Genomic DNA, 25,798 nt, shown 5'->3' with positions numbered 1-25,798 from the left:
TCGGCCGACTAAATCCCCGGGATGAAGGGGTCCTTTTTGCACGCCGATCACCCCACGAAGGGGGTGCCTATTGCACGCTGATCCTCAATCAGGTGCGCAATCGCGGGGCCGCCCTGCACGAACTGGTTTGCCGAGAACTTGGCTTTGCCGACTATCGAGATGACGGGCGCTTCCCGGACGTTCGCCAACAGCTCCTCGAGGTCAAGTTGCAGACCTCTCCGACTATCGATCTGGGGCTGGTCTGTCCCGACAGTGAAGCGGCTCTGGACGTGCCGCAAATCGCAGGTCGGCAGATACGTCATTGCGATGTTCGCTATGCGATTTTTTACGCGCAGACAGACGGTGTCACCGTCACCTTGACCCGTTTCTATCTCACGCCGGGCGAAAGCTTCTTCAGCCGCTTTCCTCAATTCCAAGGCAAGGTGCTCAACAAGAAGCTCCAAATCCCCCTGCCGTCAGATTTCTTCCGGTAACAGCCCGAAGGCGCGCCAGACGAGGCCATCCAACTCCCGCTCCAGCGCGGGGGCGTCATCCTCGCCGACGCGGTCAAACAGACGCCTCGTTTTCTCGATAATCTCCTGCCCTATGTCGGTGTTCGGATCGGGAACAGGAAACGCATCGACGTACTGCGTGATGAAACGGCGGCGGCCGGCGTAGAGCTTGTTGTTGAACCGCGTGTCGTAGAAGCGCTCTATGAACGTCGAGTTCGCCACGGCAAGGACGAGCCACAGGACACCTTCCATTCCCTGCCTGGGCTTCAGCCAGTAGCAGTCTCCGTTGACGATCGTGTCGTCTACGTCGATCCAGAAAGTCGGTCGCTCGGAAATGTCCCGAAAGACGAGCTTGGGCCCGGACCAGTCGGACGGGTTTTGCGGCACCCAAATCTCATACCACTTCCGGCCGCCTTCGATCACATATGTCCGCCCCTCGAGCTTCTCCCGGTGTTCTTCGAGATATGCCCGGCTGGCGGGATACTTCTCAAGATCAACGGCTGTCCGGCGTCCGTCGACAGTATCATGGGGATAGAGGATTCGTATCTTCTCCGAACGGACATCGGCGCGAAACCGCCGGGCGATTTTGTGTGTCGTCAGCGGCCGCAAGAGCTCGAGCTCGTCTTTCCATTCCCGCCGAATGAAGATCTTGTCCGCAGTGGTCTTCACCCCGACGCGAACCTTGCCGATGTCGCGAAAACAAGCCCATGCCTTCGCTTCCACGGCATCCAGCCACGCAGTGACCCCGGCTGAACCCAGCCGCCAAACGTCGCTCCCATCGGCGGTTGTCTGGAGCATCCCATGCTGCACGTCGAATACCCGACCGTCGGAAAGCCCGACGGCACCGGACAAGCCCAGAGCCGCAATCGCATTCTCCGCCGTGGCCAAAGGTGCTTTCCCTTTCGCCTCGTAAATGGTCGTGAACCGGGGGGCCTCGGAGGTAGCCGAGCCCGCCATGGGGCCGTTTGCAATAATTACGGCAGGCAAGACCGCTGCGTCGAAAAGCTTGGTGTCGCCCAGGTCGAATATGCGCTTGAGATCGAGCTTGCGGGCAAGCGCCTCGCGCACCGTCGCACCAGACTTGGTGGTCATGAAACGGTTCGAGACGATGATGCCGCACGTGCCGCCTTCCCGAAGGACCCGCGCCATGCCGAGCAGAAATGCGAAATAGAGGTCGACACGCCCGGTCAACCCGAACTGTTCGGCGAGGCGTTGCGCCTTGTCGGCGCCGATGATCTGGGTTCGGACGTAAGGGGGATTCGCAATGATCAGGTCATAGCGCTCGCCGGTGGGGAACGGACCGCCGGAGTGGTCATCGAGCACATGGTCCAGGAAGCTGCCGAGCGAGAGATTCAGCGTCGCATCGGGAAACAAGCCCGTCAGCCTCTCCCGGGCCACCTGCAATGCCGCCGGATCGGTCTCGTAACCGAAAACTTCTACGTTGCCTTCCAAACGAGAGAGGAGGCTAACCAGCAACTCCCCATGCCCGATCGCAGGATCGAGGACCCGAAGCGGACGCGAGGCACCCAGATTCGCGACTGCCAGAATCTGCCCGGCTACAAAATCCGACAGAAGCTGCGGCGTATACGTTGCTCCCCCGGCCTTCGCCTCGCTTACATCCTGGTACCTGGCAAGCACGGGGGCGGAGGAAGTCATCAGGGGAAATCTCACACGGTAAAATCCTAGACGGCCGTCACCCTAGCCTTATTGCCCGCGGAGCTAAAGAGGAACAAATCCTGGAGCATGGAAATCATCAAGGAACCTAGAGGCTTACGCTCGTTGGCGCACGGATGGCAGAGGTCGCGGGTTCGCATCCTGCGGCTGCGCCATTCCCCGATCCAGGGCTAAGGACGCCATGCCCGGCGTGCAGGCCTGTTGTGCATTCGCCGGGGCCTGTCAGCCGGGCGCCGTCTCCGTATAGAGGACTTCATGAGCGACGCCGAATCTCCGCCAGCCACGTCCGGCCGCATTCCGCCGCTCCACCTGCTGCTGGCGCTCGCGGTCGTCGCGGTGTGGGGTACGAACTTCGTGGTGATCCGGGTCGCGCTCGACGACCTGCCGCCGCTGCTGTTCGCGGCGCTGCGTTTCACCTTCGCCTTCCTGCCGGCGGCGCTCTTCATCCGCCGCCCCGATGTGCGCTGGCAGGCGCTCGCCGCCTACGGCGTGCTGATCGGCTTCGGGCAGTTCGGCCTGCTCTACATCGCGATGCGCAGCGACATCTCGCCGGGGCTCGCCTCGCTCGTCGTGCAGTCGCAGGTGTTCTTCACGATCGGGCTCGCCATGTATTTCGCGCGGGAGAGGCTGCGGCCCTTCCAGATCGCCGCGCTGCTGCTCGCGACCGCCGGGATCGGCGTGATTCTCGCCCACACGGACGGCAGCACGACGCCGCTCGGCCTCGTCCTCGTGCTCGTCGCCGCGATGAGCTGGGCGATCGGCAACCATGTCGCGCGGACGAGCGGCGTTTCCGACATGCTCGGCTTCGTCGTCTGGTCGAGCCTGTTCTCGGTGCCGCCCCTCATCATCGGCTCGCTGCTGTTCGAAGGCCCGGCGTCGATCGGCGCGGCGCTGGCGCGGGCGGATACCGCGACGTGGGCGGCGGTGCTCTGGCAATCGGTGGGCAACACGCTGTTCGGCTATGCCGCGTGGGGCTGGCTGCTCGCGCGGCATCCGGCGGCGACGATCACGCCGAGCGCGCTGCTCGTCCCCGTGTTCGGCATGGCGTCGTCGGCGATCCTGCTGAACGAGGGGCTACCGGGCTGGAAGCTGCTGGCGGCAACGCTGGTGATGGGGGGCCTCGCAGTCAATATTCTCTGGCCGCTCGCGGCGCCGCACATCCTCCGCCGGCGCTAGGGGGCACGATCAGGCATTTCCTCGCAGGCCGCATTCGCTTAGCAGGCTCATCAACCAAGCAACGAGAATGGGGATTTGCCGATGTCCGAAACCGCCGCCGCCATCGCCGCCCGCGTCGAAGCGTTCGTCCGCGAGGTGGTCGCGCCTTACGAGCACGATCCGCGCCTCGGGCCGCACGGCCCTTCGGAGGATCTGGTGCGCGAGCTTCGGGAGAAGGCGCGCGCGGCGGGCGTGATGACGCCGCACATCTTCGCGGACGGGTCGCATCTCGATCAGCGCGGCACGGCGACGGTGCTGAAAGCGTCCGGCCTGTCGCCGCTGGGCCCGGTCGCGGTGAACACGATGGCGCCGGACGAGGGCAACATGTACCTGCTCGGCAAGGTCGGCAGCCCCGAGCAGAAGGCGCGTTTCCTTGCGCCGCTGGTTTCGGGCGAGGCGCGCTCGGCGTTCTTCATGACCGAGCCGGCCGACGAGGGCGGCGCGGGTTCCGACCCCTCGATGATGCGGACGACCTGCCGGCAGGACGGCAACCACTGGGTGATAAACGGCCGCAAGGCGTTCATCACGGGTGCGGAAGGCGCCAAGGTCGGCATCGTCATGGCGAAGTCCGAGGCCACTGACGGAACCGGGGGCGCCTGCATGTTCCTCGTCGACCTGCCCGACCCTGCCATCCGCATCGAGCGCGTGCTCGACACGATCGATTCCTCGATGCCCGGCGGCCATGCCGTCGTCGCCATCGACAACCTGCGCGTGCCCGCCGACCAGATGCTCGGGGCGAGCGGCGAGGGCTTCAAATACGCGCAGGTGCGCCTCAGCCCCGCGCGGCTTTCGCACTGCATGCGCTGGTGGGGTGCGGCGGCGCGCGCCAACGAGATCGCGAGCGCCTATGCGTGCAGGCGGCAGGCGTTCGGCAAGCTGCTCGTCGACCACGAGGGCGTCGGCTTCATGCTCGCCGAGAACCTCATCGACCTGAAGCAGGCCGAGTTGATGATCGACTGGTGCGCCGACGTGCTCGACACTGGCGCGCTCGGCACGGTGGAAAGCTCGATGACGAAGGTCGCGGTGTCCGAGGCGCTGATGCGCGTCGCCGACCGCTCAGTGCAGGTGATGGGCGGCATGGGCGTGTCGGGCGACACCATCGTCGAGCAGGTATTCCGCGAAATCCGCGCCTTCCGCATCTATGACGGACCCACCGAGGTCCACAAATGGTCGCTTGCCAAGAGGATCAAGCGCGACACGCTTGCCGCGGTGTGAAAATCCGGCCCTGCCGCCGGTAGCGGCCGGGCGCGTTTGCGCCTAAAAGGACCCCGGGGTTGAACGAGGGACCGAGAGGCGCATGACACTCGAACAGGCGGTGGCGAGCACGGCGACGATGAGCGCCGCGCGCAAGGCGATGGCCGAGCGGCCGATCAGCGTGACCGAGGTGTTCACGATCGGCATCGGGCCGTCGAGTTCGCACACGGTGGGGCCGATGCGCGCGGCGCTCGCCTTCGCCGAGGCCGCGGTGAAGCGCGGCAAGGTGCGCGCGGTCGCCTGCGACGTCTACGGCTCGCTGGCGCTCACCGGGCGCGGGCACGCCACCGACACGGCGATCATCCTCGGCCTTGCCGGGAACACGCCGGAGAGCCTCGATCCCGACGCCGCCCCGGCGATGCTCGCGCAGATCCGCGGCGAGGACAAGTTGCCGCTGGCGGGCGGGCGCAAGGTGACGTTCCGCGAGGCCGACCACCTGCGCTTCCGCATGGGCGAGTTCCTGCCCGGCCATCCGAACGCGGTGCGCTTCGAGGCGCATTACGAGGGCGGCGAAACGTGGATGGCGACCTATTTCTCGATCGGCGGCGGCGCGATCCTGCGCGAGGGCGAGAGTGCGCCGCGCGTCAACATCCGCCTGCCGCATCCGTTCGAGTCCGCCGCCGACCTGCTGCGGCTCGGCGAGGCGACCGGCCTCTCGTTCGGCGACATGCTGCTGGAGAACGAACTCGCGTGGCGCAGCCGCGAGGAGACGGAGAGCTTCCTCGACAGCGTGCGCGCCGCGATGCTCGGCTGCATCGAGCGCGGCTGCCAGTCGGTGGGCGTGCTTCCCGGCGGGCTCAAGGTGAAGCGCCGCGCGAACGACATCCAGCGCGCGCTCAGCGCGCGCGGGCCGCGCCTCGACCCCTCGACCGTGTTCGAATGGGTGAGCCTGTGGGCGCTCGCGGTGAACGAGGAGAACGCCGCCGGGAGCCGCGTCGTCACCGCGCCGACGAACGGCGCCGCGGGCGTGCTGCCCGCCGTGCTCAAATACTACGAGGTGTTCACCGGCGCGCCGACGCCTGCGGGCAGCCGAACGCTGCTCGCCACCGCCGCCGCGATCGGCATCCTCTACAAGAAGCGCGCCTCGATCTCGGCGGCCGAGATGGGCTGCCAGGGCGAGGTGGGCGTCGCCTGCTCGATGGCGGCGGGCGGCCTCGTCGCGGCGCTCGGCGGCAGCAACCGCCAGATCGAGAACGCCGCCGAGATCGGCATGGAGCACAACCTCGGCCTCACCTGCGACCCCATCGGCGGGCTCGTGCAGATCCCCTGCATCGAGCGCAACACGATGGGCGCGATCAAGGCGATCAACGCCGCGTACCTCGCGCTGCACGGCGACGGCCAGCATGTCGTGAGCCTCGACGCGGTGATCGAGACGATGCGGCAGACGGGCGAGGACATGCGCTCGCAGTACAAGGAAACCAGCCTCGGCGGGCTTGCCGTCAACGTCGTCGAGTGCTGAGGCGCGGGTGGCGCGCATCCTCGTCATCGACGCGCACCCGGACCCCGATCCGGTGCGCTTCTGCCATGCGCTCGCCGATACCTATGCGGAGAGCGCCGCGGGCGCGGGCCATGCCGTCGAGCGGCTGGCGCTGTCGGGGCTCGACGTTCCCGTGCTGCGCACGCGCGCGGACTGGGAGGAGGGCGAGGCCTCTCCCGCCATCCGGGACGCGCAGGCGATGATCGCCCGCGCCGATCATCTGGTGATCCTGTTCCCGCTGTGGCTCGGCGACGTGCCCGCGCTGCTGAAGGCGTTCCTCGAGCAGGTGTTCCGGCCCGGCTTCGCGTTCCCCACCGGTCCGCGCAAACCGCACGGGGGCCTGCTGAAGGGCAAGTCCGCGCGCATCGTCGTGACGATGGGAATGCCCGCGCTGTTCTACCGCTGGGTGTACCGCGCCCACAGCCTCAAGAGCCTGCGCAGCAACATCCTGCGCTTCGTCGGCATCGGGCCGATCCGGGAGACCCTGGTCGGCAATGTCGAGGGCAATGCCGGGAACCGCACCGGGGCGCTGGCGCTGATGCGAAAGCTGGGCGCGGACGCCGCCTGACGCGATGACGCTGCCGCCGCCGATCGACTGGCGCGAGGCCGGGCTCGGCATCGACGCGGATATTCCCGAGGACCGCCGCGTGACCGGCGCCAACTGGCGGACGTGGCCGTTCAACCGCTGGGCGTTCCAGCACACGCGGCGGCTGGTGCCGTCCGTGCCGCTCGCGGGCGCGGACAGGCCGGCGCCGCTTCCCGAACGGCCGGCCGGTCTCTCGGCGCTGCGCTTCGCGGGCGAGAACGGCGAAGCGCTGGACTGGGAGACCTATGTCGCATCCACCTACACGGATGCGATGATCGTGCTGCACCGGGGCGTTATCGTTTACGAGACCTACCGCAACGGCATGACGGCAGCGACGCCCCACCACCTGTTCTCCGTCACCAAGTCCATCGTCGGGCTGCTTGCGGAAACGCTGATCGCAGGCGGCGCGGTCGCGGCGGACCTCGCTACCGTCGAGGCGGTGCCGGAACTCGGCGCAAGCGCCTTCGCGGGCACGACGCTGCGCCAGCTCCTCGACATGACCGACGGCATCGGCTTCGACGAGGACTACGCCAACCTCGATTCCGACGTGCACCGCTATTCGGCGAGCTACTGGATGCCGGACGTGGCAAAGGGCGGCACGCTGCCCGCGCTTGCGGCGCTCACCCGCCGCGAGGCCGCGCCGGGCACCGCCTTCCGCTACCGCACGCCGATCGCGGACGCCGCCGCATGGGTGCTGCGCCGCGCGACCGGGCGTTCGCTCGCGCGCCTTGTCGCGGAGCATGTGTGGAAACCCGCGGGCTGCGGCGACCCCGCGCACTTCCTCCTCGACACCGGCGGCCACGAGATCGCCGGATCGGGCCTCAACGCCACGGCGCGCGACCTCGCCCGGCTGGCGCGCTTCCTGATGGCGGGCGGCCCGGTTGCGGAGGCGCTGATCGCCGGCGGCGACCGCGCGCTGTTCGCGGCCGGCGCGGCGAACATGCGGCCCGATCATTCCTATCGCGGCTTCTGGTGGGTGGACCACGCGCCGCCGCCCGCGCTGATGGCGATGGGCGTCTACGGCCAGCGCCTGCACATCGAGCCGGAAAGCGATCTCGCCATCATCCGCCTCGCCTCGACGCCGCTTCCTTCCAACATCGCCAGCGAGCCGCTGCACGCGCGCGCCTTCGCGGCGCTGCGCGCCCGGCTCGGCTGACGCATTTCTGTCGCAAGAGCGACGCGCGCCCGCAACACACGCGTGCGACATCCGCGAGCGGTCACAATCCCCGGGGGAACCGCCATGCGTCTCATCGAAAACACGGCCCGCGACATATCCTTGAGCATCCGGCTTGCAGACAGCGAGGCCGACGTGCGCGCCGCGCAGGCGCTGCGCTATCAGGTCTTCTTCCGCGACATGGGCGCAGTGCCGGGCGGCGCGGCGGCGGGCCTTGACGTCGATCCCTACGACCGGTTCTGCGACCACCTGCTCGTCGAGGAGACCGGCGCGGACGGCGCGCGCGTCGTCGGCACCTACCGGCTGCTCCGCCAGAGCGTCGCGGCACGGCACGGCGGCTTCTACAGCGCCTCCGAATACGACCTCGTCCCGCTCGAGGCGCACGCGGCGCGGCACGGCGGCGAGCTCCTGGAGCTCGGACGCTCGTGCGTCGCGCCGGAATACCGCGACACGGCGACCATTCAGCTGCTCTGGCGCGGCATCGGCGATTACCTGATGCAGCGTCGCATCGGCCACATGTTCGGCTGCGCGAGCTTCCCCGGCACCGACCCGGACGCACACGCCGCCGCGCTCGCCTATCTCCACCACAACCACCTCGCCCCGCAGGACCGGCGCGTGAGCGCCCACGTCCGCCACTTCACCGACATGGCGCGCCTGCCGATCGGCGGCTACGACCCCAAGGCGGCGTGGCGCGCGCTGCCGCCGCTCATCAAGGGCTACCTGCGCGTCGGCGCGATGGTGGGCAGCGGCGCCTTCATCGACCGGCAGTTCAACACCGTCGACGTGTTCATGATGATGCCGGTGGACGCCATCGCGGCGCGCTATGCGAAACGGTTCGGCGCAGCGGCATAAGGGGAGGGGCAGAGGGACGCACGGCACGCGTGTCGCGCTAATGAAGATCCCGCGAGCCCGGTAGAATCCGCACGTTCCTCGGATGCGCCCCGCAGCCGGAGAGTCGAGCGGCTCGGAACACCGGCGTCAGCGCCCCGTGCGGCGGTGCCAGAGCAGCCAGGAGTAGAAGACGGGCGGGACCGTGCTGACGAGCAGGGCGCCGACGACGAGCGCACCGCGCGCGGCGGGCGTGAGCGGCAGCAGGCCGACGAGCAGCAGCGCCGCGCCGCCCGCCATCATGGTCCATGCGCCGAGACGGTGCGTAGCGATCCAGTTGTCGGTGTCGAGCAGCGCCCACGGCGTGCGGATGCCGACGAAGAAGCCGGGGCGCGATTTCGGCAGCACGTTGCCGATGACGATGAGCAGCAGGCCGACGGCCACGAACGGCAGCGTCATCGGAATCGCCCAGCCGAAAGCGGGGGCCGCGACCAGAAGCTGGACCATGACCATGACGGCCAGCAGGGCGATCCACGTCACGCGGTACAGCGCCGCGCTGCCCTCCATGCGGTTCTGAAGCGGCTCGATGCGCGGCAGGACCGCGAAAAGCAGCGACAGCCCGGCGCACATCGCCACGGGCGTGAACAGCGCGAAGGCGGCGCCGGCATGGCGGTCCGCTTCTCCCGCAAGGTTCCAGTGCACGGGAAGCCGCGTGCCTTCCGGCAGCAGCGCGAGCGCGATCGTCGCGATTGCGGCCAGAAACGCCACCGTGACCCATGACATGACGATCAGTGCGTGCTCGCGCATTCCGCCGTTCCTTTCCCTGCTTCCCCGACACCGAGCCGGCCCATGAAGGCCATCACGACCTCTTCCACCGCCGACAGGTTGAGCGTGTAGACGATGCCGCCGCCGCGGCTTTCGCCCTGAATGAGCCCCGCCGATTTCAGCTTCGCGAAGTGCGCGGACATCGTGGGCTTCGACACTGGAAACGCATCGGCAAGCTCCCCGGCGGACTTGCCGCCCGTCTTCAGCATCTCGAGCACCTGCCTGCGGATCGGATGCGCCAGCGCGTCGAAAACCTCGTTCACGAACCCTCTGTTTGTCTGTTAGCGAACAGACTAAATCATGAGCGCGTGCATCGCGTCAAGCCCCTCGGGCGGCGCCAGAACGCGAATGAGTGTCGATAGCGTATCGACGGCAGCGGCGCGGGCGGCCATAACCGGGGCATGACTTGCCACCTTTACCTTGCGCTCGGCTTCGTCTCGCTGGCGCTCGGCATCGTCGGGGCGTTCCTGCCGCTGCTTCCCACCACCATCTTCATCATCATCGCCGCCTATTGCTTCGGTCGGTCGTCGGCGCGGCTGGAGGCGAAGATCCTCGCCCACCCGAAGCTGGGGCCGCCGGTGATCGCATGGCGGCGCGAGGGCGCGATCGGCACGCGCGCGAAGATCGCGGCGTGCACCGGCATGGCCGTCGGCTACGCCGTCTTCCACCTGACGGGGAACCCCGCGCCGCTGTGGCGCGGACTTGCCGCCGCCGGGCTGATCGCCTCGGCGCTCTTCGTGGTCACGCGGCCAAGGCCGATGGCGGAGCGCGAAACGGAACGGGCCCGCTAGCGGCCCCGGCCGCGACCGCCTGCACCGGCCTGTCCGCGACACCGAACAGACCCGGCAGCGCGGATTGCCGCGCCGTCGCCATCTCGATCCACGGGCTGAGCACGAGACCGGCGGCGACCGGCAGCAGCCACAGCGACGATCCCGCGCCGAGCGCCGCGAACGCCAGCATGGCAGCGCCGAGCAGCAGGTGCGGGCGATAGTGGCGCAGCGCCTCGCCGGGCGCGATGCCGTCCGTCTCGCGGCGCTGCGGCGACCAGCCGCTGCTGCGGCCCATCAGGATGTCGGCGAGGTTCAGCGTCTGCGTGAGCATCATCAGGGGCGCGACGAGCGCCGAGAGCGGCACGTCGACGAGGATGCCCGCCGCGATCCGCCGCACGGCGCCGAGCGCGGCGCGGCGGCGGCGGTCCACCAGCGTCCAGGCGAGCCCGAGCAGCTTCGGACCGAACAGCAGCGCCAGCGTGACGCCGAGCAGCCACGGCGAGGGCGCGGCGGCGCCTCCCGCGCCGAGCGTGACGTGGTGCACGACGCCCGCGACGATGAGCAGCAGCCACAAGGGCGAGGTGAGGTAGGCCGAGCCGCCCATCAGCAGCTGGAGCCGGTTCACCCAGTGGAACCCCGCGCTGCCGAGAATCCGGAGATGCTGGAGATTGCCCTGGCACCAGCGGCGGTCGCGCTTCGCGAAATCGACGATGCTGGGCGGGAACTCCTCCGTGCTGCCCGGCGCGGCGACCATGTGCACCGCCCAGCCGCGGCGGCGGAGCAGCGCCGCCTCCACCATGTCGTGGCTCATGATCGCCCCGCCGAAGGGCGCGGCGCCGGGAAGCGCGGCAAGGCCGCAGCTTTCGGCGAAGGCGTGCGTGCGCAGAATCGCGTTGTGGCCCCAGAAGGTCGCCTCGCTGCCCGACCACCAGATCATGCCCGCCGTCGCCACCGGCCCGTAGAGGCGGCCGGAGAACTGCTGCCAGCGCGCGAAGAGCGTGCGGGCATTGATGACGTCCGGCACCGTCTGGATAAGGCCGACGCCGGGGTTCCGGTCCATCGTGGCGGCCATGCGCGCCATCGTGCGGCCGTCCATCAGGCTGTCGGCGTCGAGCACGAGCATGTAGTCGTAGGCGCCGCCGAAGCGGCGCACCCAGTCGGCGATGTTGCCGGGCTTGCGCTCGATGTTCTTTTCGCGGCGGCGATAGAAGAGGCGGGGGGCGAGCGTGGGCCTGAGCGACAGGAAGGCAGCGTACTCCGCGCGGCCGTTCTCGGGGCTCGAATCGCTCAGCACGAAGATGTCGAAATCGCGCGCGCGGCCCTCGCGTGCGAGCGAGCAGGCCATCGCGCGGATGCGGCCGAACACGGCGGCGACGTCCTCGTTGTAGACGGGGACGAGGACGGCGGTGCGCCCTTCCGGCACGGCCTCGTCGACGAGATCGAAATCGCGCGCCTTGCGAAGCAGGCGAACGAAGCCGGCGAGCGCGGTGAGGAAGCCGAAGCCGATCCACGCGAAGAGCGGCACGAACAGCGCGATGAGCAGCAGCTCGCCCAGCGCGAAGCCGCCGGGCGCGGCGGCGCGCGCCATTTCGGCGCCGCCCGCGAGCGCGATGAGCAGCGTCGCGAGGATCAGCAGGAAACGGCGCAGCGCAATGCCGCGCGGCGCGGTTTCGGAGCGCAGCGGCGCAGGCGCGCACGCGCGCCAGTCCTGCAGCGGCATGGCAAGCGGCGCCTCGGGCGGAAGGCTGTCCGTGCGCCGATGGAGGATTTCGAAGGAGACCGCGTCGTAGCCACCGGACGCGCCCTCAGCCAGCAGAACTTCATGTCGCATATGTGCAATATCGACCCTGGTTTCATTCCCGGCTTGCCGTCTCAGCAGCATCGTCCGGCCCGTCAGCAAATGCCTGCCGCACCGATCAGTTCCCCATTGCAGGTATTTGATATAGCCACGTTTCGGTGAGTTGTGCGCCGCAGCAGACGAGCGCCCCCCGAAGGTCCGTTTCGGCGCCGTTTCGAGGCGCGACGTCGATCATCAGCCGCCAGCGAGTCGGGCGACCGGCGACCGGATAGGCGGCCTGCATCAGGATCTCGCCGTTCGTGACCGAAACGTCGGCCGTGACATCGCCGTGCGCGCGGCCCTTCAGCCCTTCGCCTTCGAAATCGACGACGAGCTTGACGACATCCTCCTGCGCGGGATGGCCGGGGCGCCCGCCGAGGCCGCGATAGGTGCCGATGACGCGCGCGAGCGGCGATGCGTCCGGCTCGCCGCCGAGCCAGCGCAGGCGATAGGCCATGTCGTAGCGCGCGCCCGCGCGCGCCGGGGCCTTCGGCTGCCAGAAGGCGACGATATTGTCGTCCGTCTCTCCTCTCGTCGGGATCTCGACGAGATCGACGGTGCCCTCGCCCCAGTCGCCGACCGGCTCGGCCCAGAGCGAGGGGCGCTTGTGGTAGAAGACGCCGTCGTCCTCGTAATTGTCGTAATTCCGGTCGCGCTGGAACAGGCCGAAACCGCGCGGATTGCGGTCTAGGAAGGTATTGAGCGCGGTGCGGGGCGGGTTGACGAGCGGCCGCCACAGCCGCTCGCCCGCGCCGTTGGCGATGAGAAGCCCGTCGGAATCATGGATTTCCGGCCGCCAGTCGCGGCGCGGGCCGGGCTCGGTCTCACCGTACCAGTACATGCTCGTCATCGGCGCGAAGCCGAGGCGTTCGACATCGGCGCGCAGGCGAATGGAGAGCGTCACCTCCTGCACCATCTCGTCCTTGAGGACGCGGTTCACGAAGCGGTAGGCGCCCGCGACGCGCGGCCCGTCGAGAAGCGCGTAGACGGTGAAGGCGTCCTCGCCCGGCTCCAGCCAGAAGGCGCGGAACACCGGGAATTCCTCCGGTGTCGAAAGCCCCGTGTCGATGGCGAGGCCGCGCGCGGAGAGGCCGTATTGATGAAGCGGGCCCGCGGTGCGGAAATAGGACGCGCCCTGAAAGGCGAGCCAGTCGCCGATGTCGCCGGGGTTCATGACGCGGAAGCCCGCGAAACCGCCGTTCTCCGTCGTCAGCGCGCGCGCCGGGCTGTCCTCCGGCATCTCGTAGAGATCGGGCGAATAGCGAAGCGCGCGTGCGCGTCCTGCCTCGACGACGTGGATCGCGATGGGCTCGCGCGCATATTTCCCGAGCGGGAACAGGCGCACCGATTGCCCCGGCCGATCCGGCCAGAGCGCCGCGGAATCGCGGTAGCGGACGGCGTTCAGCGCGTCGTAGTCGACCGCCGCGGCCGCCTCGACGCGGGCAAGCGGCACGAACGGCCGCCCGGACAGCGCCATCGCCTGCCGTTTCAGCCCCTCCCACGAGAAGGCTTCGGCACGGCCGAGGCGGGGCGCGGCGAGCGCAGGAAGCGCGGGCAGCAGGCCGAACGCGGCGAGGCCCGCCATTGCTTCGCGCCGCGACCAGCGTGCGTTTCGATCAGGGTTCATCCGTGTTTTCATTGCGTTGCCGCGAACGCACCGCAAGCGAAATGGATGCAAGGGCCATCGCGACAGGCGCACGCAGCCTTGCGGCAGACGGTTGCGATCAGGGTAGCGACAGCGCCCGGCGCACCTCGCGCCAGTCGACGATCTTGAAGTTCTGCTGCCCGCCGCCGTCGTCGGTGTCGTGCATCGCGATGGCGCCTTCGGGGAAGGGACCGATCGGGCCGCTCCACGCGTCGAGGCCGTCGGTGCCGGTCACGTTGTCGATCGTGCCGCCTTCCACGGCGAAGCGGCCCTTGTAGGTGTAGCCGTCGCCCTCGATCCGCCAGACGGGGTAGGTGGCGTCGCCCTGGCTGGAGGCGATCAGGTATTTCGCGCCGCGATCGCGCAGGATCGAGATGCCCTCGACATCGGCGGTGAGGCGCTCGCCGTCCACGGCGGCGACCTTGATGCCCTCGGCGCTCGCGCCCGGCTTCAGGTCGAAGCGCCAGATCGCGACGTCCTCCTCGCCCAGATAAAGCCGTCCGGTCTCGTCATCGACGACGCAGCCCTCGGGCTGGCTGCCGACCTTGAAGCTGTAGGCGTGTTTCGCCTCGGAAAGCGGCGCGCCGTTCGCAAGGCGCAGCGCGCGGATCTCGCCCGCCTTGTTGTTGGGGATCAGGTAGAAATCGCCGCCGAGCTTCCCCATGCAATAGCCGTAGGGTTCACCCATATCGAGCGGCAGCACGCCGTAGCGCCGCGTCTCCAGCGTGTCCGGATCGAAGAGGTACGCAATGAGCGTGAAGTTCTCACGTTCGGTCGCGGTGACGAGGACATAGTCCTTGCCCTCCACCGTGAAGCCGGTGCGGAGGTCGACGTTGTTGAGCGGACCGTCCGGAAGGAACTGGCGAACCTCGCCGTCTATATCGTGAACATAAAGGCCATCGCTCTTGTCCGTGCCGAAGAGCACAGCGCGCGACGGATCGCGCGGATCGGCCCAGAGCGCGGGATCGTCGGCATCGACGGCGGGATCGGTGGCGACGACCGTCTCCACCGCCGCGGGCACCGCCTTCGCAGGGTCGCCGCGCGCGGCGGTGCCCTGCGGCAGGTCGGCCTCCTGCGCGGCGCAGGCGGCGAGCAGGACGAGCGGAAGGGCGGTGAAAAGCGTCTTCATCAATCAGTCCTTGGCGTTTGCCGTGCAGGGTACGCCGTCCGGTCCCGTCTGTCCCGCGCAGCGGCGCACGGGACCGGCGGCCTCGGGAATCTCGACGAGGCGGTTGCCGTCCGCGTGGCGGATGAGGTCGAAGCCGTCGTAGAGGCGGCCGCTCGCCGTATAGGTACGGAACTGGAGCCTGTCCGCCGCCACGTCGACGACCTGATAGAGTTCGGTGTCCTCCGCGACGCGGTCGGGCTGCGTGCCCGCGCGGTCGTTGAGGCCGTACATCTTGGAGCCCGTGACGGACACGAGATACACCGGCCCCTGCACCTTGCCGTCGGCGCGCGCCTTCGCGGAGACGGTCTTGCCGCCCTCCGCGGTGAGGCGGCTGTAGCAATGGTCATGGCCCTGCAGCACGAGGTCCACCTTCCGCGCCTCGAACACCGGCTTCCATGCCGCCTTCAGCTTTGCGGTGTCGTTCGGCCGCGCGCAGGTGAAGATCGGCTGGTGGAAGAGCACGACGTTCCAGCGCGCCTTGCTCGCTGCGAGCGTCGCGTCCAGCCAGCGCGTCTGGCTTTCGAGCGCGCCGAGTTCCAGCGCGGCGGTGCCGTCGAGGATGATGAAGCGCACGCCCTGATAATCGACGAAATAGGTCGTCGCCTTCGCCGCCTCGGCGCCGTTTCCAGGCAGCACGAACTGGCGCGGCCAGTGCGGCCCGAGCACATATTGCTCGGTGCCGTCCGGCAGCTCGTTGTCGACATATTCGTGGTTGCCGGTGGCCGGGAGCTGCGGGACGATGCTGTAATTATAGCCGCCCGCCTCGGTCCACTCGCCCCACTCGTCGTCATGCGCGAGATTGTCGCGCTGCGCGACGAGATCGCCGGCGTGGACGACGAGCGCTGGGCTCGCCGTCGCGTGGAACGCCTGCCGGATCACGCGCGAGGCGATGCTGAGGATATTGTTCTGGGTGTCGCCGAAATAGAGGAAGCGGAACGGCTGCGCCTCCGCGCTCGCGGTGCGGAACTGGAGCCATTCGCTCCAGCCCGCACTGCCCTTCACGCGGTAGACGTAGGCCCGCCCCGGCTCGAGCCCGGTGAAGCGCACCTGATGATAAAGCGCCTTGCCGTTCTCGTTCTCGATTTCCGAATTGCTGCCGACGACCCTGACGGCACGCGCGCCGAGCGACGGTCCGTCGATCGCGGGCGCGATCTCCGCCTCGGCCGTGGCCTGCGCCGTATCGGTGCGGAACGCGACCGCCATCTCGCGCGACGGGTCCGCACCGGCGGTCAGCACGATGCGGTCGGGCAGGGTTTTCGCCGCGTAGGGGAGGCCGGGCGAACGGGGAATCGGAACCGCCTGCCCAGCGGCGGCGGGTGTCGCCGCCGCGAGCAGGAGCGCGGCAAGGCGCAGCATCAGAACGTGGCCTTCACGCCGAACTTCGCCGTCCAGCTATACTCCTCGTACTGCAGCAGACGCCGTGAACCGCCGAAGTTCTGGTAAGCGAAATAGGGTTCGTCGGTGACGTTCACCCATTCGCCGAAGATCTGGATGTTCTCGGTGACCTTGTACTTGGCGCTGAGATCGAGCTGGAAGTGGCTGGCGACATAGCGGTCCTGGTCGGCCTCGTCGTTCAGCTCGTCGAGATACTTGCTGCGATAGGCGCCCGCGACGCGCAGGCTGATCGGACCCTTTTCATAGCCGAGCACGGCGTTGAACGTGTGCTTCGCCGACGCGGGCAGGCCGACCCTGCGCAGATCGCCGAGATCGCCGTCCGTCGTCACCCGGCCCTTGGCGTCCGTGTAGGTGTAGTTGAACTGCGCGAGCAGGCCGTCGAACGGTGCAGGCAGGAAATCGAACGCCTGATTGTAGCTGAATTCGAAGCCGCGGATCTTGGCGGTGTCGCCGTTGATCCACGTTGTCGCTTCGTCGAGCAGCTCGCCGTTGTAGGGAATGCCCGTGTCGCCGCCGTCGACCGTGTATTCGATGATGTAGTTCTTGACGTCCTTGTAGAAGACGCCCGCGGAGACCGCGGCGTTGCGGCCGAAATAATATTCGACCGAAAGATCGGCATTCCACGCCCGGTAGGGCTTGAGGTCGGGATTGCCGAATTCGCCCTCGTTGTCCTCGATGACCGCGCGCGGCGCGAGGCTCGACAGTTTCGGACGCATGAGGTTCTTGTAGCCTGCCGCGCGCAGCACGAGGTTCGGCACTGGCTCGTAGCGCACGGTGAGGCTCGGCAGCCAGTCCGTGTAGCTACGGCTGAAGCTCTGCGGCGTGATGAAGACCGTGTCCTCCTCCACCTCGACACCGCCGAATTCGCCGCCTTCCTCGACCAGCGTGACGACGTTTCCGGTCATGCGGTTCTTCGTGCGCTCCATGCGCACGCCGCCGATGACCCTGAGCGTGCTGCTGTCCCAGCGGCCGAGCAGATAGGCCGCAAGGATGTCCTCGTCGACGCTGTAATCCTCCTCGGCGGATGCCTGCGCGGTATCGAACGGATCGCGTTCGAACGCGTCGCGGTTGGCGTTGAAGAACTTGCGGAACGACTTCTTCGCCGGCACCGGATCGATGACGGCAAGGCCGTAGTCCTGCGGTCCGAGGACATCCGCGAGCGTCAGATCGCCGTCGAAGCCGTCGTAGATGTCGAACTGGCCGTTGTAGAATTTCTCGCGCCAGCGCGACTTCACGCCGCCCTGCACGGTGAACTCGCCGCCACCCAGCGCGAACACGCGCGAGACGTCCGCCTTCAGCGTCCATTCCTCATCCTGCGAATTGCTGAGCGTGGTGCGCTCCAGCGCGTCGAACTCATATTCGCCAGGGTCGAGGAACAGGTCGTTTCCGGCAGTGATCGCGTAGCTCGTGAGCTTCGGCTTGCTGTAATCGAAGCTGACACCGAACTCGCCTTCGTCCTCGAACTGGCGTTCGAACACCACCGGGTCGATCGAGCCCTTTTCGCGCTCGCTCGATTTCGCCCAGCTTCCCGAATAGACGAGCTTCCACGGTCCCGTCTCGGTCTCGCCGCCGAGCGTCAGCGAGCGGATCTTCTGCGTTTCGAACCGGTCCTTGAGATCGCGCTGCACGCTGATCTCGCCGCCGTCGGAGAGGAACTCCGCCGTGGTGCCCGTGCCGGACGAGGGGGATTCGTCCATCTCGAAGATCAGGCGGCGGCGATATTCCTGATCGTCGAACTGGCTGTAGAGGCCGCGCACGTAAAGCGTGGTGCTTTCGCCCGCCTTGAAGTCGAAGGAGAGCGAAGCGCTGATGCGTTCGCGCTCCACGTCGTAGTCGCGGTATTCGAGCGTATCGGCATAGACGACGCCGTCGTCCTCGTCCCAGCCGTCCATCTCCATGTTGTCGGTCGCGAACTTGCGCTTGTAGTAGGAGATGCCGCCCGCGACGCCGACATTGTCACTGAGCTTCGCCGAGAAATCGATCGCGCCCTTGGGCGAGAGGTGATCGGTGAGATCGTTGTAGCTGCCTTCCGCGCTCAGCTTCAGCAGGTCCTTCTTGCGCGCGAACGCGCTCGTCGTGTTGATCTCGATGGAGGCGCCGATGGTGTCGCCGTCCATGTCCGGCGTCAGCGACTTCTTCACCTCGATGGATTCGATGAGGTCGCTGGAGATGACATCGAGCGCGACCGAACGCACGTCCGATTCCGGCGCGGGCAGGCGAGTGCCGTTCAGCGACGCGGCGTTGAGTTCGGGATCGAGGCCGCGCACCGAAACGAAACGGCCCTCGCCCTGGTCGTTGAGGATGTTGACGCCCGGCAGGCGGCGCAGCGATTCCGCGACGTTCTGGTCCGGGAACTGGCCGACCGCGTCGCGCGTGAGCACGGACGCGACGCCGTCCGCCGCGCGCTGCCGCGCGATCGAGCTGCCGAGGTTCGCCTGCTGGCCGATGACGAGGATGAGGCTGTCGTCGCCCGCGCTGAGCGCAACATCGACACGCGTGATGCCGTCCTCCGTCACGCTCACCGGGGTGCGGCTTTCATCCGCGCCCGCATAGACGGCGCGCAGCGTGTAGCGGCCCGAGGGCACGTCCGCGAACCGGAAGCTGCCGTCCGGCCCCGCCGACGTGCGGCGGCCCAGCTCGACGAGCTCCACCTCGGCGCCCTGAAGGCCGCGAACGCCGCCTGCGTCGACGACGCTGCCGACGAGCGTGCCGGCGAAGGCGGGTGAGGAAAGCGAGGTTACGGCGAAGAACGCAGCCACGAGGCGGCTGCGGCGAGCGCGGATTCGGTGCGACATGGAATACCCCTTTGTGCGGGGGCAGTCCCGATGCCGCCCCTTGCGGCGACCGCTTAGGGGCACGCGGTTACGCGCAGGCGTCGTTTGCGTGACAGAAAAATGCCCGAAAAATTGCAGCTCGGCGACAAACGGCCAAGAGCCAGCCAGTCCGTCGCGGTTGGCTGCAAACATGTCTACCAATGCGGAAAAATCTGGAGCGGGCGAAGGGATTCGAACCCTCGACCCCAACCTTGGCAACGTAAGTACCACACGTTATCCGGCATCTTGGATGTTATTGCCGTTGCCGGACTTCCGCCCTTTCTAAAAATCCAGTGTTTATACTGCTATAGACGCATTCATGGATTTATAAACGTTCCGAGTGGGGATCGAGTGGGGCATAGAATCACCCCCTTTTCCCGGTGATTTTTAATGCACCCCACTAGATTCCCCACTGGCATATGCCGTATAGGCTTGGCGAAAGGAAGAGGAGCGATGGTAGTAGTTAAACGTCCGGTTGGTCGCCCTGGCCGTTTCGACAACTTTGAGCGGTTTGAGGCTTCACTATCTTCGAAAAAGACCAAGCGTCCCGCTTATTGCGACGGCATTGGCATATACAAAGGCGCGACCGTCACAACCGTCTGGGTCAAGATCACACTGCCACGCGGGGGCACATACAACGGGCGCACAATCCCGGTTGGCGGACCTGTCGAACATAAACTAGGCAAGCGCTCGTCCTGGGACTGGTCGCAACTCGTAGCAGAGCGGGATCGGTTGCAAGGTCTGGCTGATCGTGGTGAACCTTTGGAGGCTGTGGAGGTCGATACCTTTGCCAAATACGCCTCAGAATGGCTTGAACGGAAAAAGCCGACAATGAAGGGCTATGGCGTAACCAAAGGACATATCAATTCTGCCCTTGGCCCTACGTTCGGGAAAAAGGCTTTGAACGTCATTACCATTGCAGACGTGAACCGCTGGATTGGGAAGCAAAGCGCCAAACTGAAACCAGCAACTGTTCAGAGGCAGTTGTCTACATTCAATGCCATTATGAATGATGCCGTTCGGAGCGGCGTTATTGAGAAGAACCCCACTGATAGGGCCGACCGGATCAAAGGCGTCGAGCCAAGGCAGCGATTTGTTACCGACGAGGAATGGGAAGTTATCCTGAAAGCGGTGGACAAGATCGAACAGGATCAGGAAGAGAACAAGGAGCGTACACCGCAGCAGATCAGGGGATGGCTACGCCACTACGTTGTTTGGGCCTACAACTCCGGTATGCGGCGGGCCGAAATCCTCAATCTAACGTGGGATAATGTGCGGAAGATCAACGGCGAAACTACAGTCATCGAGGTTATCAACACCAAGACGGGCAAGCCCCGAACCGTAACATGCACAGAGGAAATGCTGACAATCCTTCCGGCGCTGCGTGCTTTGGATCGGGTGGAAGGTGATAACCGTTTGTTCCCGGTGTCTCTGACGACGCTCAAACGCTCCCTGACGGGCTTGTGGAGGGCAACAGGCTTGCGGGATATTCGCCTGCACGACTTGAGGCGTACACATGCTACGCTGCTCCTACAGCGCAATATCGACCCTCGAACAGTGGCAGGAAGACTTGGCCATTCCGGCACGGCAATGCTGGCCAAACACTATGCCGTGGATCTAGGAGACATGGAGGCCGCAAAGGCATTCAGCACCCCAATAGTGAAGAGGAAAAAGCCTAAAGAGGCCGCCGATGCTATTGAGGAAGACGGCGAGATAGAAGCGGCACGCTCGGGCGACTTGGCAGCCCCGGAAGGTCACGCCCCTTGACAGGTCTTTATCAATAGAAAAACCGTCGCACTGCATGAATATAGCAATATATTTAGCATTATGCAACATTTTTCTTGACAAATCTCCCATTTTTTGGTATAATGTTGGTATAGGGTAGGGAGGTTTTACGACTCTCCCCGTCTTATTTTCGCAGCAACACAACACAGCGCCACAAGCGAAAGCACGGCCTGCCCCATATTCTTGCACTAGACCCGCGCTATATCGGCTCCTGTCCCCGCTATGTTGCGGGAGAGGTCGAAGCCTTCATTGCAAGCATCGCTGCCTGAGACGTCCGCTGTTCATGGAATACGATAATGTCACGTCATGGCCGGAGGCAGCTTCGTCTGCCTTCCCGGTCCCGCTGAATAGCCAGTATGGGGCAGATGTTGCCCTAGCTCCCACCGATGCAACCGCAACAGACGGCATTGTAGTGGTTGGCGCTTCCCCCAAAGTGTCAAACGGCGTTCAAAAGGGACCCCCGATCGGCGTCGAAGAGGGACCCCCTTTTCGGATAATATGATGCTGGTTTGTTGAAGATGGCCTTGCGCTGCGTGCGGCGGAGGGCGGGCGTAGCCCGACCGGAGGCGCGCGCAGCGCAAGATAGATTTTTGAAGGCGCCGAAGGTGGCTGTCAGCTGCGGTTTTTGAAGCGCCAGCTGTCGTTGCCCGTCTCGACGATATCGCAGTGGTGGGTGACGCGGTCGAGCAGCGCCGTGGTCATCTTGGGATCGCCGAACACGGTCGGCCATTCGCCGAAGGCGAGGTTCGTGGTGATGATGACGCTGGTCCGCTCATAAAGCTTGCTGATGAGGTGGAACAGCAACTGCCCTCCCGAGCGGGCGAACGGCAGATAACCGAGCTCGTCGAGCACGATCAGGTCGAGCCGCGACAGCTGCGCCGCCAGGGTCCCGCCTTTGCCGATCCGGGTCTCCTCTTCGAGGCGTGTCACCATCTTGCGATGGAACCGGCCTGATCCGATACGTGTGAAGCCTTTGGTGATCGTCTGTGAACATCAAAGGTGTTTGATGTAGGCAAAACCCTACTTTGCGATCATCAAATGGTATAGCTGTTGATAGACGATCATCAAAGCGCGTTGTGATTCGTGCGCACTAGCCTACGCCCGCCTGACGGAGACGCCATTGCCTGTTGTCTATCACGAAGGACGTTTCCCGCCCGCAACGCTTGATCTGGGCGCGCTGTTTCCGCTGGTCGGGCCAGCCAATGCCGCCATTGCGCGCTATGAGGGCGTCCTCTCCAGCATTCCCAATCCCGACATTCTGCTTTCGCCGTTGACGGCTCGCGAAGCCGTGCTCTCCAGCAAAATTGAGGGAACGCAGGTAACGCTTGGCGAGGTTCTGGAGTTCGAGGCGCAAGGGCATCTGTTTGACGAGAGCACGCCCAAGAAAGCCGACGCACGCGAAGTGCTGAACTATCGCGCCGCCCTGCGCGAGGCGGACAGCCTGATGGCGGAGCTTCCGCTGTCGCAACGCCTGATCAAGGCCACGCATCGGGTTTTGATGGATGGTGTGCGCGGCCGTCACAAGGATCCGGGCGAATACCGCCGCATCCCCAACTGGATCGGTCCGGACGGTTGCACCATCGAACAGGCACGCTTCGTACCGCCAGGTGCCGATCGCATCGAGGACGCAATGGCGGGCTGGGAAGCCTATATTCATGCCGATGCGCCGGATAGGCTGGTGCAACTGGCTATCGTTCATGCCGAGTTTGAATCGATCCACCCCTTCCTCGATGGCAACGGGCGCATCGGGCGATTGATCATCCCGCTGTTCCTCTATGCCCATGGGCTGTTGTCGCGCCCCAATTTCTACCTGTCGGAATACCTCGAAGCCAATCGGGACGAGTATTACGACCGGATGCTGGCCGTTTCCCGCGACGACGATTGGAGCGGATGGGTGGCCTTCTTCCTGCGCGGCATCATCGCCCAGGCAGAAGCCAACACCCAGAAGGCCCAGGCGATTCTGGCGCTACATCAGGACAAGCGCGATTGGGTGGTCGAGATCACTCACTCGCAATATGCCGTGCGAGCTTTGGACTGGATCTTCCAGCGCCCGATCTTTCAGACACCGGACTTCATCGCCTCGGCCCAGATCCCGCCGGCGACCGCCCGCAAGATTATCCGCGACCTGCGCGACAACGGCTTGCTGCGAGAACTGGTGCCCGCCTCCGGGCGGGCACCCGCAACATTCGTGTTTTCGGAATTGCTGAACATTGCGGAGGGCCGGGAGGCGTTTTGACCACAGGCGCAATGCCCATTCGCCAGGCCGTCTGCGGGCGAATGGGCTCGTTGCCGTCAGTCATCCCAGCGATGATCGACCCGGGTTGCGAGCACCGCTTGCCGGCAGCATCCATGACGAGTTCGATTTCGCGTCCCTTCGCGTCATAGCCTTCCACTTCGATCCGGCCATCGTCGCGCTCGACTTCCTTGACCCGGACAATACCGGCCCGGCGGATACTGCCCGCTTTTTGGCGAAGCGGTCCGGGGATGACAAATAACCGATGATCGCATAGGGCGGCCCGACATGAATCTTGTTCGCGCCTTTTTCCTGCGACATCGAGCTCTGGCTATCGTGCTGGTGCTGGCGACGCTGTGCATGAAGGCAATCGTCCCGACAGGCTTCATGATCGGCCAGAACTCCAAGTTTCTGACAGTGCAGATCTGCGATGACGCCTTTGGCAATCACGCGGTCAAGCAGATCGCCATCCCGATGAAGGATGGCGGCAGCGACTCAAGCGGCAAGCAGGGCAAGGGCGAATGTCCCTTCACCTCGCTGTCCATGGCGTCGATGTCGGGTGCCGATCCGGCATTGCTGGCGCTGGCGCTGGCCTTCATCCTGGCTCTGGGCTTTGTGCCGACCCGCACAGCCCATCCTGAGCGCGTATTCCATCTCCGTCCGCCGCTGCGCGGACCGCCGGCTCTCGTCTGACAATCTGAACCGATTTGTCGGACCGGCCGGTCCTGCGCCCATTTTGCGCGTGCACCGGCTTAGCCGGAGCACATTTCCATGTACGAACTGTTGTGCCGTTCATCGCAGCGGCCCTGGGCGCCCCAGCCTGAAAAGCTGGTTGCAGTGCCCGAACGGGGCACTTCCAGGCCCCTCATCCTGCACATGCAGGAGAACCGCTCGCACCTGACGCAGGAAGCGCGGGTCTGTTTCAGTGTCATTGCCCTGCTGTTTTTGGTTACCAGCATCGCGCCCGCGCTAAAAGGTCACTGGCTCGTCCCTGCCTTCTCGATCCTTGCCCTTGCGGGTCTGACGTTCGCGCTCGAAAGGCATGGCAAGTCCCGGCCTGCCAGCGAAACGCTCGAACTTGCCGAAGGCAGGGTGCGGCATCGTGATAGCGCCGGGCAGCAGGTCGAACTGCCCTCATTCTGGATGCGGCTTGCCGCAGAGGGCCGCAGTCCATCCGAATTGCGCCTGTTCCTGCGGGGCCGGGATGGCTCGATCGAATTCGGGCGCTGCCTCAGCCTTGATGAACGCCGCGCCGTTGCCCCGCTGGTAGCTGCGGCCCTCGCGCAGACACGGGGGTGCTGAGCCATGAGCATCCTCGCCGTTTCCGACCAACGCCACCAGAGCTTGAAGCGATTCCGCCTCAAGGTGTGGAAGGCAATCGTTCTTTGCGCCGCGTTGCGCCTTGCCGACACCGCGCTCGGCTTTGGTTTCATCGAACCCACCCACTCTCTCGCCGCACAGGAAATACCTGCCGGCTCTGTCGCACAGGAGTGCAATCCATGATGTTCCTTCAGTCCAGAATTCTCGTTCCGATGGCTGCATTGGCTGCCCTGGGCACCTCCGCCCTGGCGCAAGCCAACCAGTCCGAGGGCCTTGCTGTTCATCATGCCTGGTCGCGCGAGACGGCAGCCGGGCAGTCCGTGGGCGGCGGGTTCATGACCATCTCCAACCGCGGAGCCGCAGCGGACCGCCTCCTGTCCGGCACCAGCCCTGTGGCCGCCGAAGTGCAACTCCATACCATGACCATGGATGGCGGCATCATGCGCATGCGCCGGGTCGAGGGTGGCATCGCCGTGCCAGCTAGAGGCACGCTCGAACTCAAGCCCGGCAGCTATCACATCATGTTCATGGGGCTGAAGCGCCAGCTGCGCCAAGGCGAGCGCTTTCCCGTAACGCTGCGTTTCCAGCGCGCAGGCAGCGTGACAGTGCAAGTCTCGGTTCTGCCCGTGACCTCCTCGGGCTCGATGGACAGTGGCCATGCAGGGCACTGAGCAGAAAGCCGGGCGCAAGGGACTGGCGCGGCTGCGCGCAGGCCTGTGGGTGGCTGCAGGTGTGAGCGTATTGATCGCACTGGCCGTGATCTATGATCGCGGCCATCCTCCCGGCGATCCAGCCAGCCAATATGCCAGTGCGTTCGGCGGTCCGTTTGTTCTGACCGCCCCGGATGGATCGAGCGTCACCGACAAGACGTTAGCGGGTAAACCCTATGCCATCTTCTTCGGCTTCACCCGTTGCCCCGATGTATGCCCGACCAGTCTTGCCCGCATGGCACGGCTCCGGAAACAACTCGGCCCGGATGGCGCAAAGTTCAATATCGTCTTCGTCTCGGTCGACCCCGGCCACGACAAGCCGGCTGATATTGGAAACTATGTGGCGCTGTTCGGCACCCCGATCATCGGGCTGACCGGCACCGAAGCCCAGCTGGCCCAGATCAAGAAGGGGTATGGGGTCTACTCCGCCAAAGTCCCGCAGCCGGGCGGCGACTATACCATCGATCATACTGCCGCGATCTACCTGATGACCGCCAGAGGCGAGTTCTCGGGCACGATCGACGCCCACGAGCCCGACGCGACGGCGCTTGCCAAGCTCAAGCGCCTGATCGGCTGAACCGACCTTCGAACTTTCAAG

Annotated in this window: 23 protein-coding genes and 1 pseudogene; 15 read left to right on the top strand and 9 right to left on the bottom strand. The window is 65.8% G+C overall.

All coding sequences use genetic code 11. From position 1 onward, the window contains the following. Window positions 1-92: 92 nt before the first annotated feature. The gene (locus PE061_RS06665; protein WP_271258327.1) at window positions 93-473 is read left to right on the top strand and encodes a hypothetical protein; all 381 of its coding nucleotides are present in this window, start codon (window positions 93-95) and stop codon (window positions 471-473) included. Here the strand turns inward: PE061_RS06665 and PE061_RS06660 are convergent. Further along, complete coding sequence (locus PE061_RS06660; RefSeq protein ID WP_271258326.1) at window positions 456-2,147, bottom strand: Eco57I restriction-modification methylase domain-containing protein; 1,692 nt, start codon at window positions 2,145-2,147, stop codon at window positions 456-458. The genes PE061_RS06665 and PE061_RS06660 overlap by 18 nt on opposite strands. A gap of 273 nt (window positions 2,148-2,420) precedes the next feature. On the opposite strand from PE061_RS06660, the gene PE061_RS06655 reads away from it, so the two are divergent. The 6 genes from PE061_RS06655 to PE061_RS06630 all read left to right on the top strand — a co-directional run bounded on the left by PE061_RS06655 (window position 2,421) and on the right by PE061_RS06630 (window position 8,723). Next, window positions 2,421-3,341, top strand: coding sequence for an EamA family transporter (locus tag PE061_RS06655; protein ID WP_271258325.1), 921 nt, complete (start codon window positions 2,421-2,423; stop codon window positions 3,339-3,341). A gap of 81 nt (window positions 3,342-3,422) precedes the next feature. After that, window positions 3,423-4,595: an acyl-CoA dehydrogenase family protein gene (locus PE061_RS06650; protein WP_271258324.1), complete on the top strand. Its 1,173-nt coding sequence runs from the start codon at window positions 3,423-3,425 to the stop codon at window positions 4,593-4,595. Between the two features lie 118 nt (window positions 4,596-4,713). Further along, window positions 4,714-6,093 (top strand): L-serine ammonia-lyase, encoded by a 1,380-nt coding sequence (locus PE061_RS06645; RefSeq protein ID WP_271259141.1) that lies wholly within the window; start codon window positions 4,714-4,716, stop codon window positions 6,091-6,093. 7 nt (window positions 6,094-6,100) lie between these two features. Beyond that, the gene (locus PE061_RS06640; protein ID WP_271258323.1) at window positions 6,101-6,679 is read left to right on the top strand and encodes an NAD(P)H-dependent oxidoreductase; all 579 of its coding nucleotides are present in this window, start codon (window positions 6,101-6,103) and stop codon (window positions 6,677-6,679) included. Between the two features lie 4 nt (window positions 6,680-6,683). Next, on the top strand, window positions 6,684-7,853 hold the full coding sequence (locus PE061_RS06635) for a serine hydrolase domain-containing protein (RefSeq protein WP_271258322.1): 1,170 nt from the start codon (window positions 6,684-6,686) through the stop codon (window positions 7,851-7,853). Window positions 7,854-7,937: 84 nt separating this feature from the next. Further along, window positions 7,938-8,723: a GNAT family N-acetyltransferase gene (locus PE061_RS06630; protein ID WP_271258321.1), complete on the top strand. Its 786-nt coding sequence runs from the start codon at window positions 7,938-7,940 to the stop codon at window positions 8,721-8,723. Window positions 8,724-8,849: 126 nt separating this feature from the next. Here PE061_RS06630 and PE061_RS06625 read toward each other — a convergent pair whose 3' ends face one another. Both PE061_RS06625 and PE061_RS06620 read right to left on the bottom strand, forming a co-directional pair. Then, a complete protein-coding gene (locus PE061_RS06625) occupies window positions 8,850-9,506 on the bottom strand; it encodes an SdpI family protein (RefSeq protein ID WP_271258320.1) in 657 nt (218 codons plus the stop codon). Further along, window positions 9,488-9,787 carry a metalloregulator ArsR/SmtB family transcription factor gene (locus tag PE061_RS06620; RefSeq protein WP_271258319.1) on the bottom strand — a complete coding sequence of 100 codons (300 nt, stop codon included), beginning with the start codon at window positions 9,785-9,787 and terminating at the stop codon, window positions 9,488-9,490. Before PE061_RS06620 ends, PE061_RS06625 begins: the two co-directional genes overlap by 19 nt. Window positions 9,788-9,925: 138 nt before the next feature. On the opposite strand from PE061_RS06620, the gene PE061_RS06615 reads away from it, so the two are divergent. Continuing rightward, window positions 9,926-10,315: a YbaN family protein gene (locus PE061_RS06615; protein ID WP_271258318.1), complete on the top strand. Its 390-nt coding sequence runs from the start codon at window positions 9,926-9,928 to the stop codon at window positions 10,313-10,315. Here PE061_RS06615 and mdoH read toward each other — a convergent pair. The 5 genes from mdoH to PE061_RS06590 all read right to left on the bottom strand — a co-directional run bounded on the left by mdoH (window position 10,266) and on the right by PE061_RS06590 (window position 19,134). Beyond that, window positions 10,266-12,125: a glucans biosynthesis glucosyltransferase MdoH gene (mdoH, locus tag PE061_RS06610; protein WP_271258317.1), complete on the bottom strand. Its 1,860-nt coding sequence runs from the start codon at window positions 12,123-12,125 to the stop codon at window positions 10,266-10,268. The genes PE061_RS06615 and mdoH overlap by 50 nt on opposite strands. 85 nt (window positions 12,126-12,210) lie before the next feature. Beyond that, window positions 12,211-13,758 carry a glucan biosynthesis protein gene (locus PE061_RS06605; protein ID WP_271258316.1) on the bottom strand — a complete coding sequence of 516 codons (1,548 nt, stop codon included), beginning with the start codon at window positions 13,756-13,758 and terminating at the stop codon, window positions 12,211-12,213. 97 nt (window positions 13,759-13,855) lie between these two features. Next, window positions 13,856-14,905 (bottom strand): phytase, encoded by a 1,050-nt coding sequence (locus PE061_RS06600; RefSeq protein ID WP_271258315.1) that lies wholly within the window; start codon window positions 14,903-14,905, stop codon window positions 13,856-13,858. Between the two features lie 3 nt (window positions 14,906-14,908). After that, window positions 14,909-16,300 (bottom strand): purple acid phosphatase family protein, encoded by a 1,392-nt coding sequence (locus PE061_RS06595; protein WP_271258314.1) that lies wholly within the window; start codon window positions 16,298-16,300, stop codon window positions 14,909-14,911. Then, window positions 16,300-19,134: a TonB-dependent receptor gene (locus PE061_RS06590; RefSeq protein ID WP_271258313.1), complete on the bottom strand. Its 2,835-nt coding sequence runs from the start codon at window positions 19,132-19,134 to the stop codon at window positions 16,300-16,302. Before PE061_RS06590 ends, PE061_RS06595 begins: the two co-directional genes overlap by 1 nt. Window positions 19,135-19,605: 471 nt before the next feature. On the opposite strand from PE061_RS06590, the gene PE061_RS06585 reads away from it, so the two are divergent. Beyond that, window positions 19,606-20,919 (top strand): tyrosine-type recombinase/integrase, encoded by a 1,314-nt coding sequence (locus PE061_RS06585; RefSeq protein ID WP_271258312.1) that lies wholly within the window; start codon window positions 19,606-19,608, stop codon window positions 20,917-20,919. Window positions 20,920-21,549: 630 nt separating this feature from the next. On the opposite strand, the pseudogene PE061_RS06580 reads toward PE061_RS06585, so the two are convergent. Further along, window positions 21,550-21,870, bottom strand: a pseudogene (locus PE061_RS06580) (ATP-binding protein); the annotation flags it as partial. Between the two features lie 187 nt (window positions 21,871-22,057). Here PE061_RS06580 and PE061_RS06575 point away from each other — a divergent pair. From PE061_RS06575 to PE061_RS06550, 6 genes are all read left to right on the top strand, one after another. Next, on the top strand, window positions 22,058-23,173 hold the full coding sequence (locus PE061_RS06575; protein ID WP_271258311.1) for a Fic family protein: 1,116 nt from the start codon (window positions 22,058-22,060) through the stop codon (window positions 23,171-23,173). Between the two features lie 285 nt (window positions 23,174-23,458). Continuing rightward, window positions 23,459-23,863 (top strand): DUF2946 family protein, encoded by a 405-nt coding sequence (locus PE061_RS06570; protein ID WP_271258310.1) that lies wholly within the window; start codon window positions 23,459-23,461, stop codon window positions 23,861-23,863. 78 nt (window positions 23,864-23,941) lie between these two features. Next, window positions 23,942-24,472, top strand: coding sequence for a DUF2244 domain-containing protein (locus tag PE061_RS06565; RefSeq protein WP_271258309.1), 531 nt, complete (start codon window positions 23,942-23,944; stop codon window positions 24,470-24,472). 3 nt (window positions 24,473-24,475) lie between these two features. After that, window positions 24,476-24,673, top strand: a complete 198-nt coding sequence (locus PE061_RS06560) for a hypothetical protein (protein ID WP_118072631.1) — start codon at window positions 24,476-24,478, stop codon at window positions 24,671-24,673. Further along, window positions 24,670-25,161, top strand: a complete 492-nt coding sequence (locus PE061_RS06555) for a copper chaperone PCu(A)C (RefSeq protein WP_271258308.1) — start codon at window positions 24,670-24,672, stop codon at window positions 25,159-25,161. The genes PE061_RS06560 and PE061_RS06555 overlap by 4 nt, the downstream gene beginning before the upstream one ends. Further along, a complete protein-coding gene (locus tag PE061_RS06550; protein ID WP_118074572.1) occupies window positions 25,148-25,777 on the top strand; it encodes an SCO family protein in 630 nt (209 codons plus the stop codon). The genes PE061_RS06555 and PE061_RS06550 overlap by 14 nt, the downstream gene beginning before the upstream one ends. Window positions 25,778-25,798: the final 21 nt, after the last annotated feature.

The sequence above is a fragment of the Sphingosinicella microcystinivorans genome (genome assembly GCF_027941835.1).
In the GTDB taxonomy this organism is placed as follows: domain Bacteria; phylum Pseudomonadota; class Alphaproteobacteria; order Sphingomonadales; family Sphingomonadaceae; genus Sphingosinicella.
Note: the sequence above shows the minus strand (reverse complement) of the source record. Positions and strands in the feature narration are given on the sequence as shown.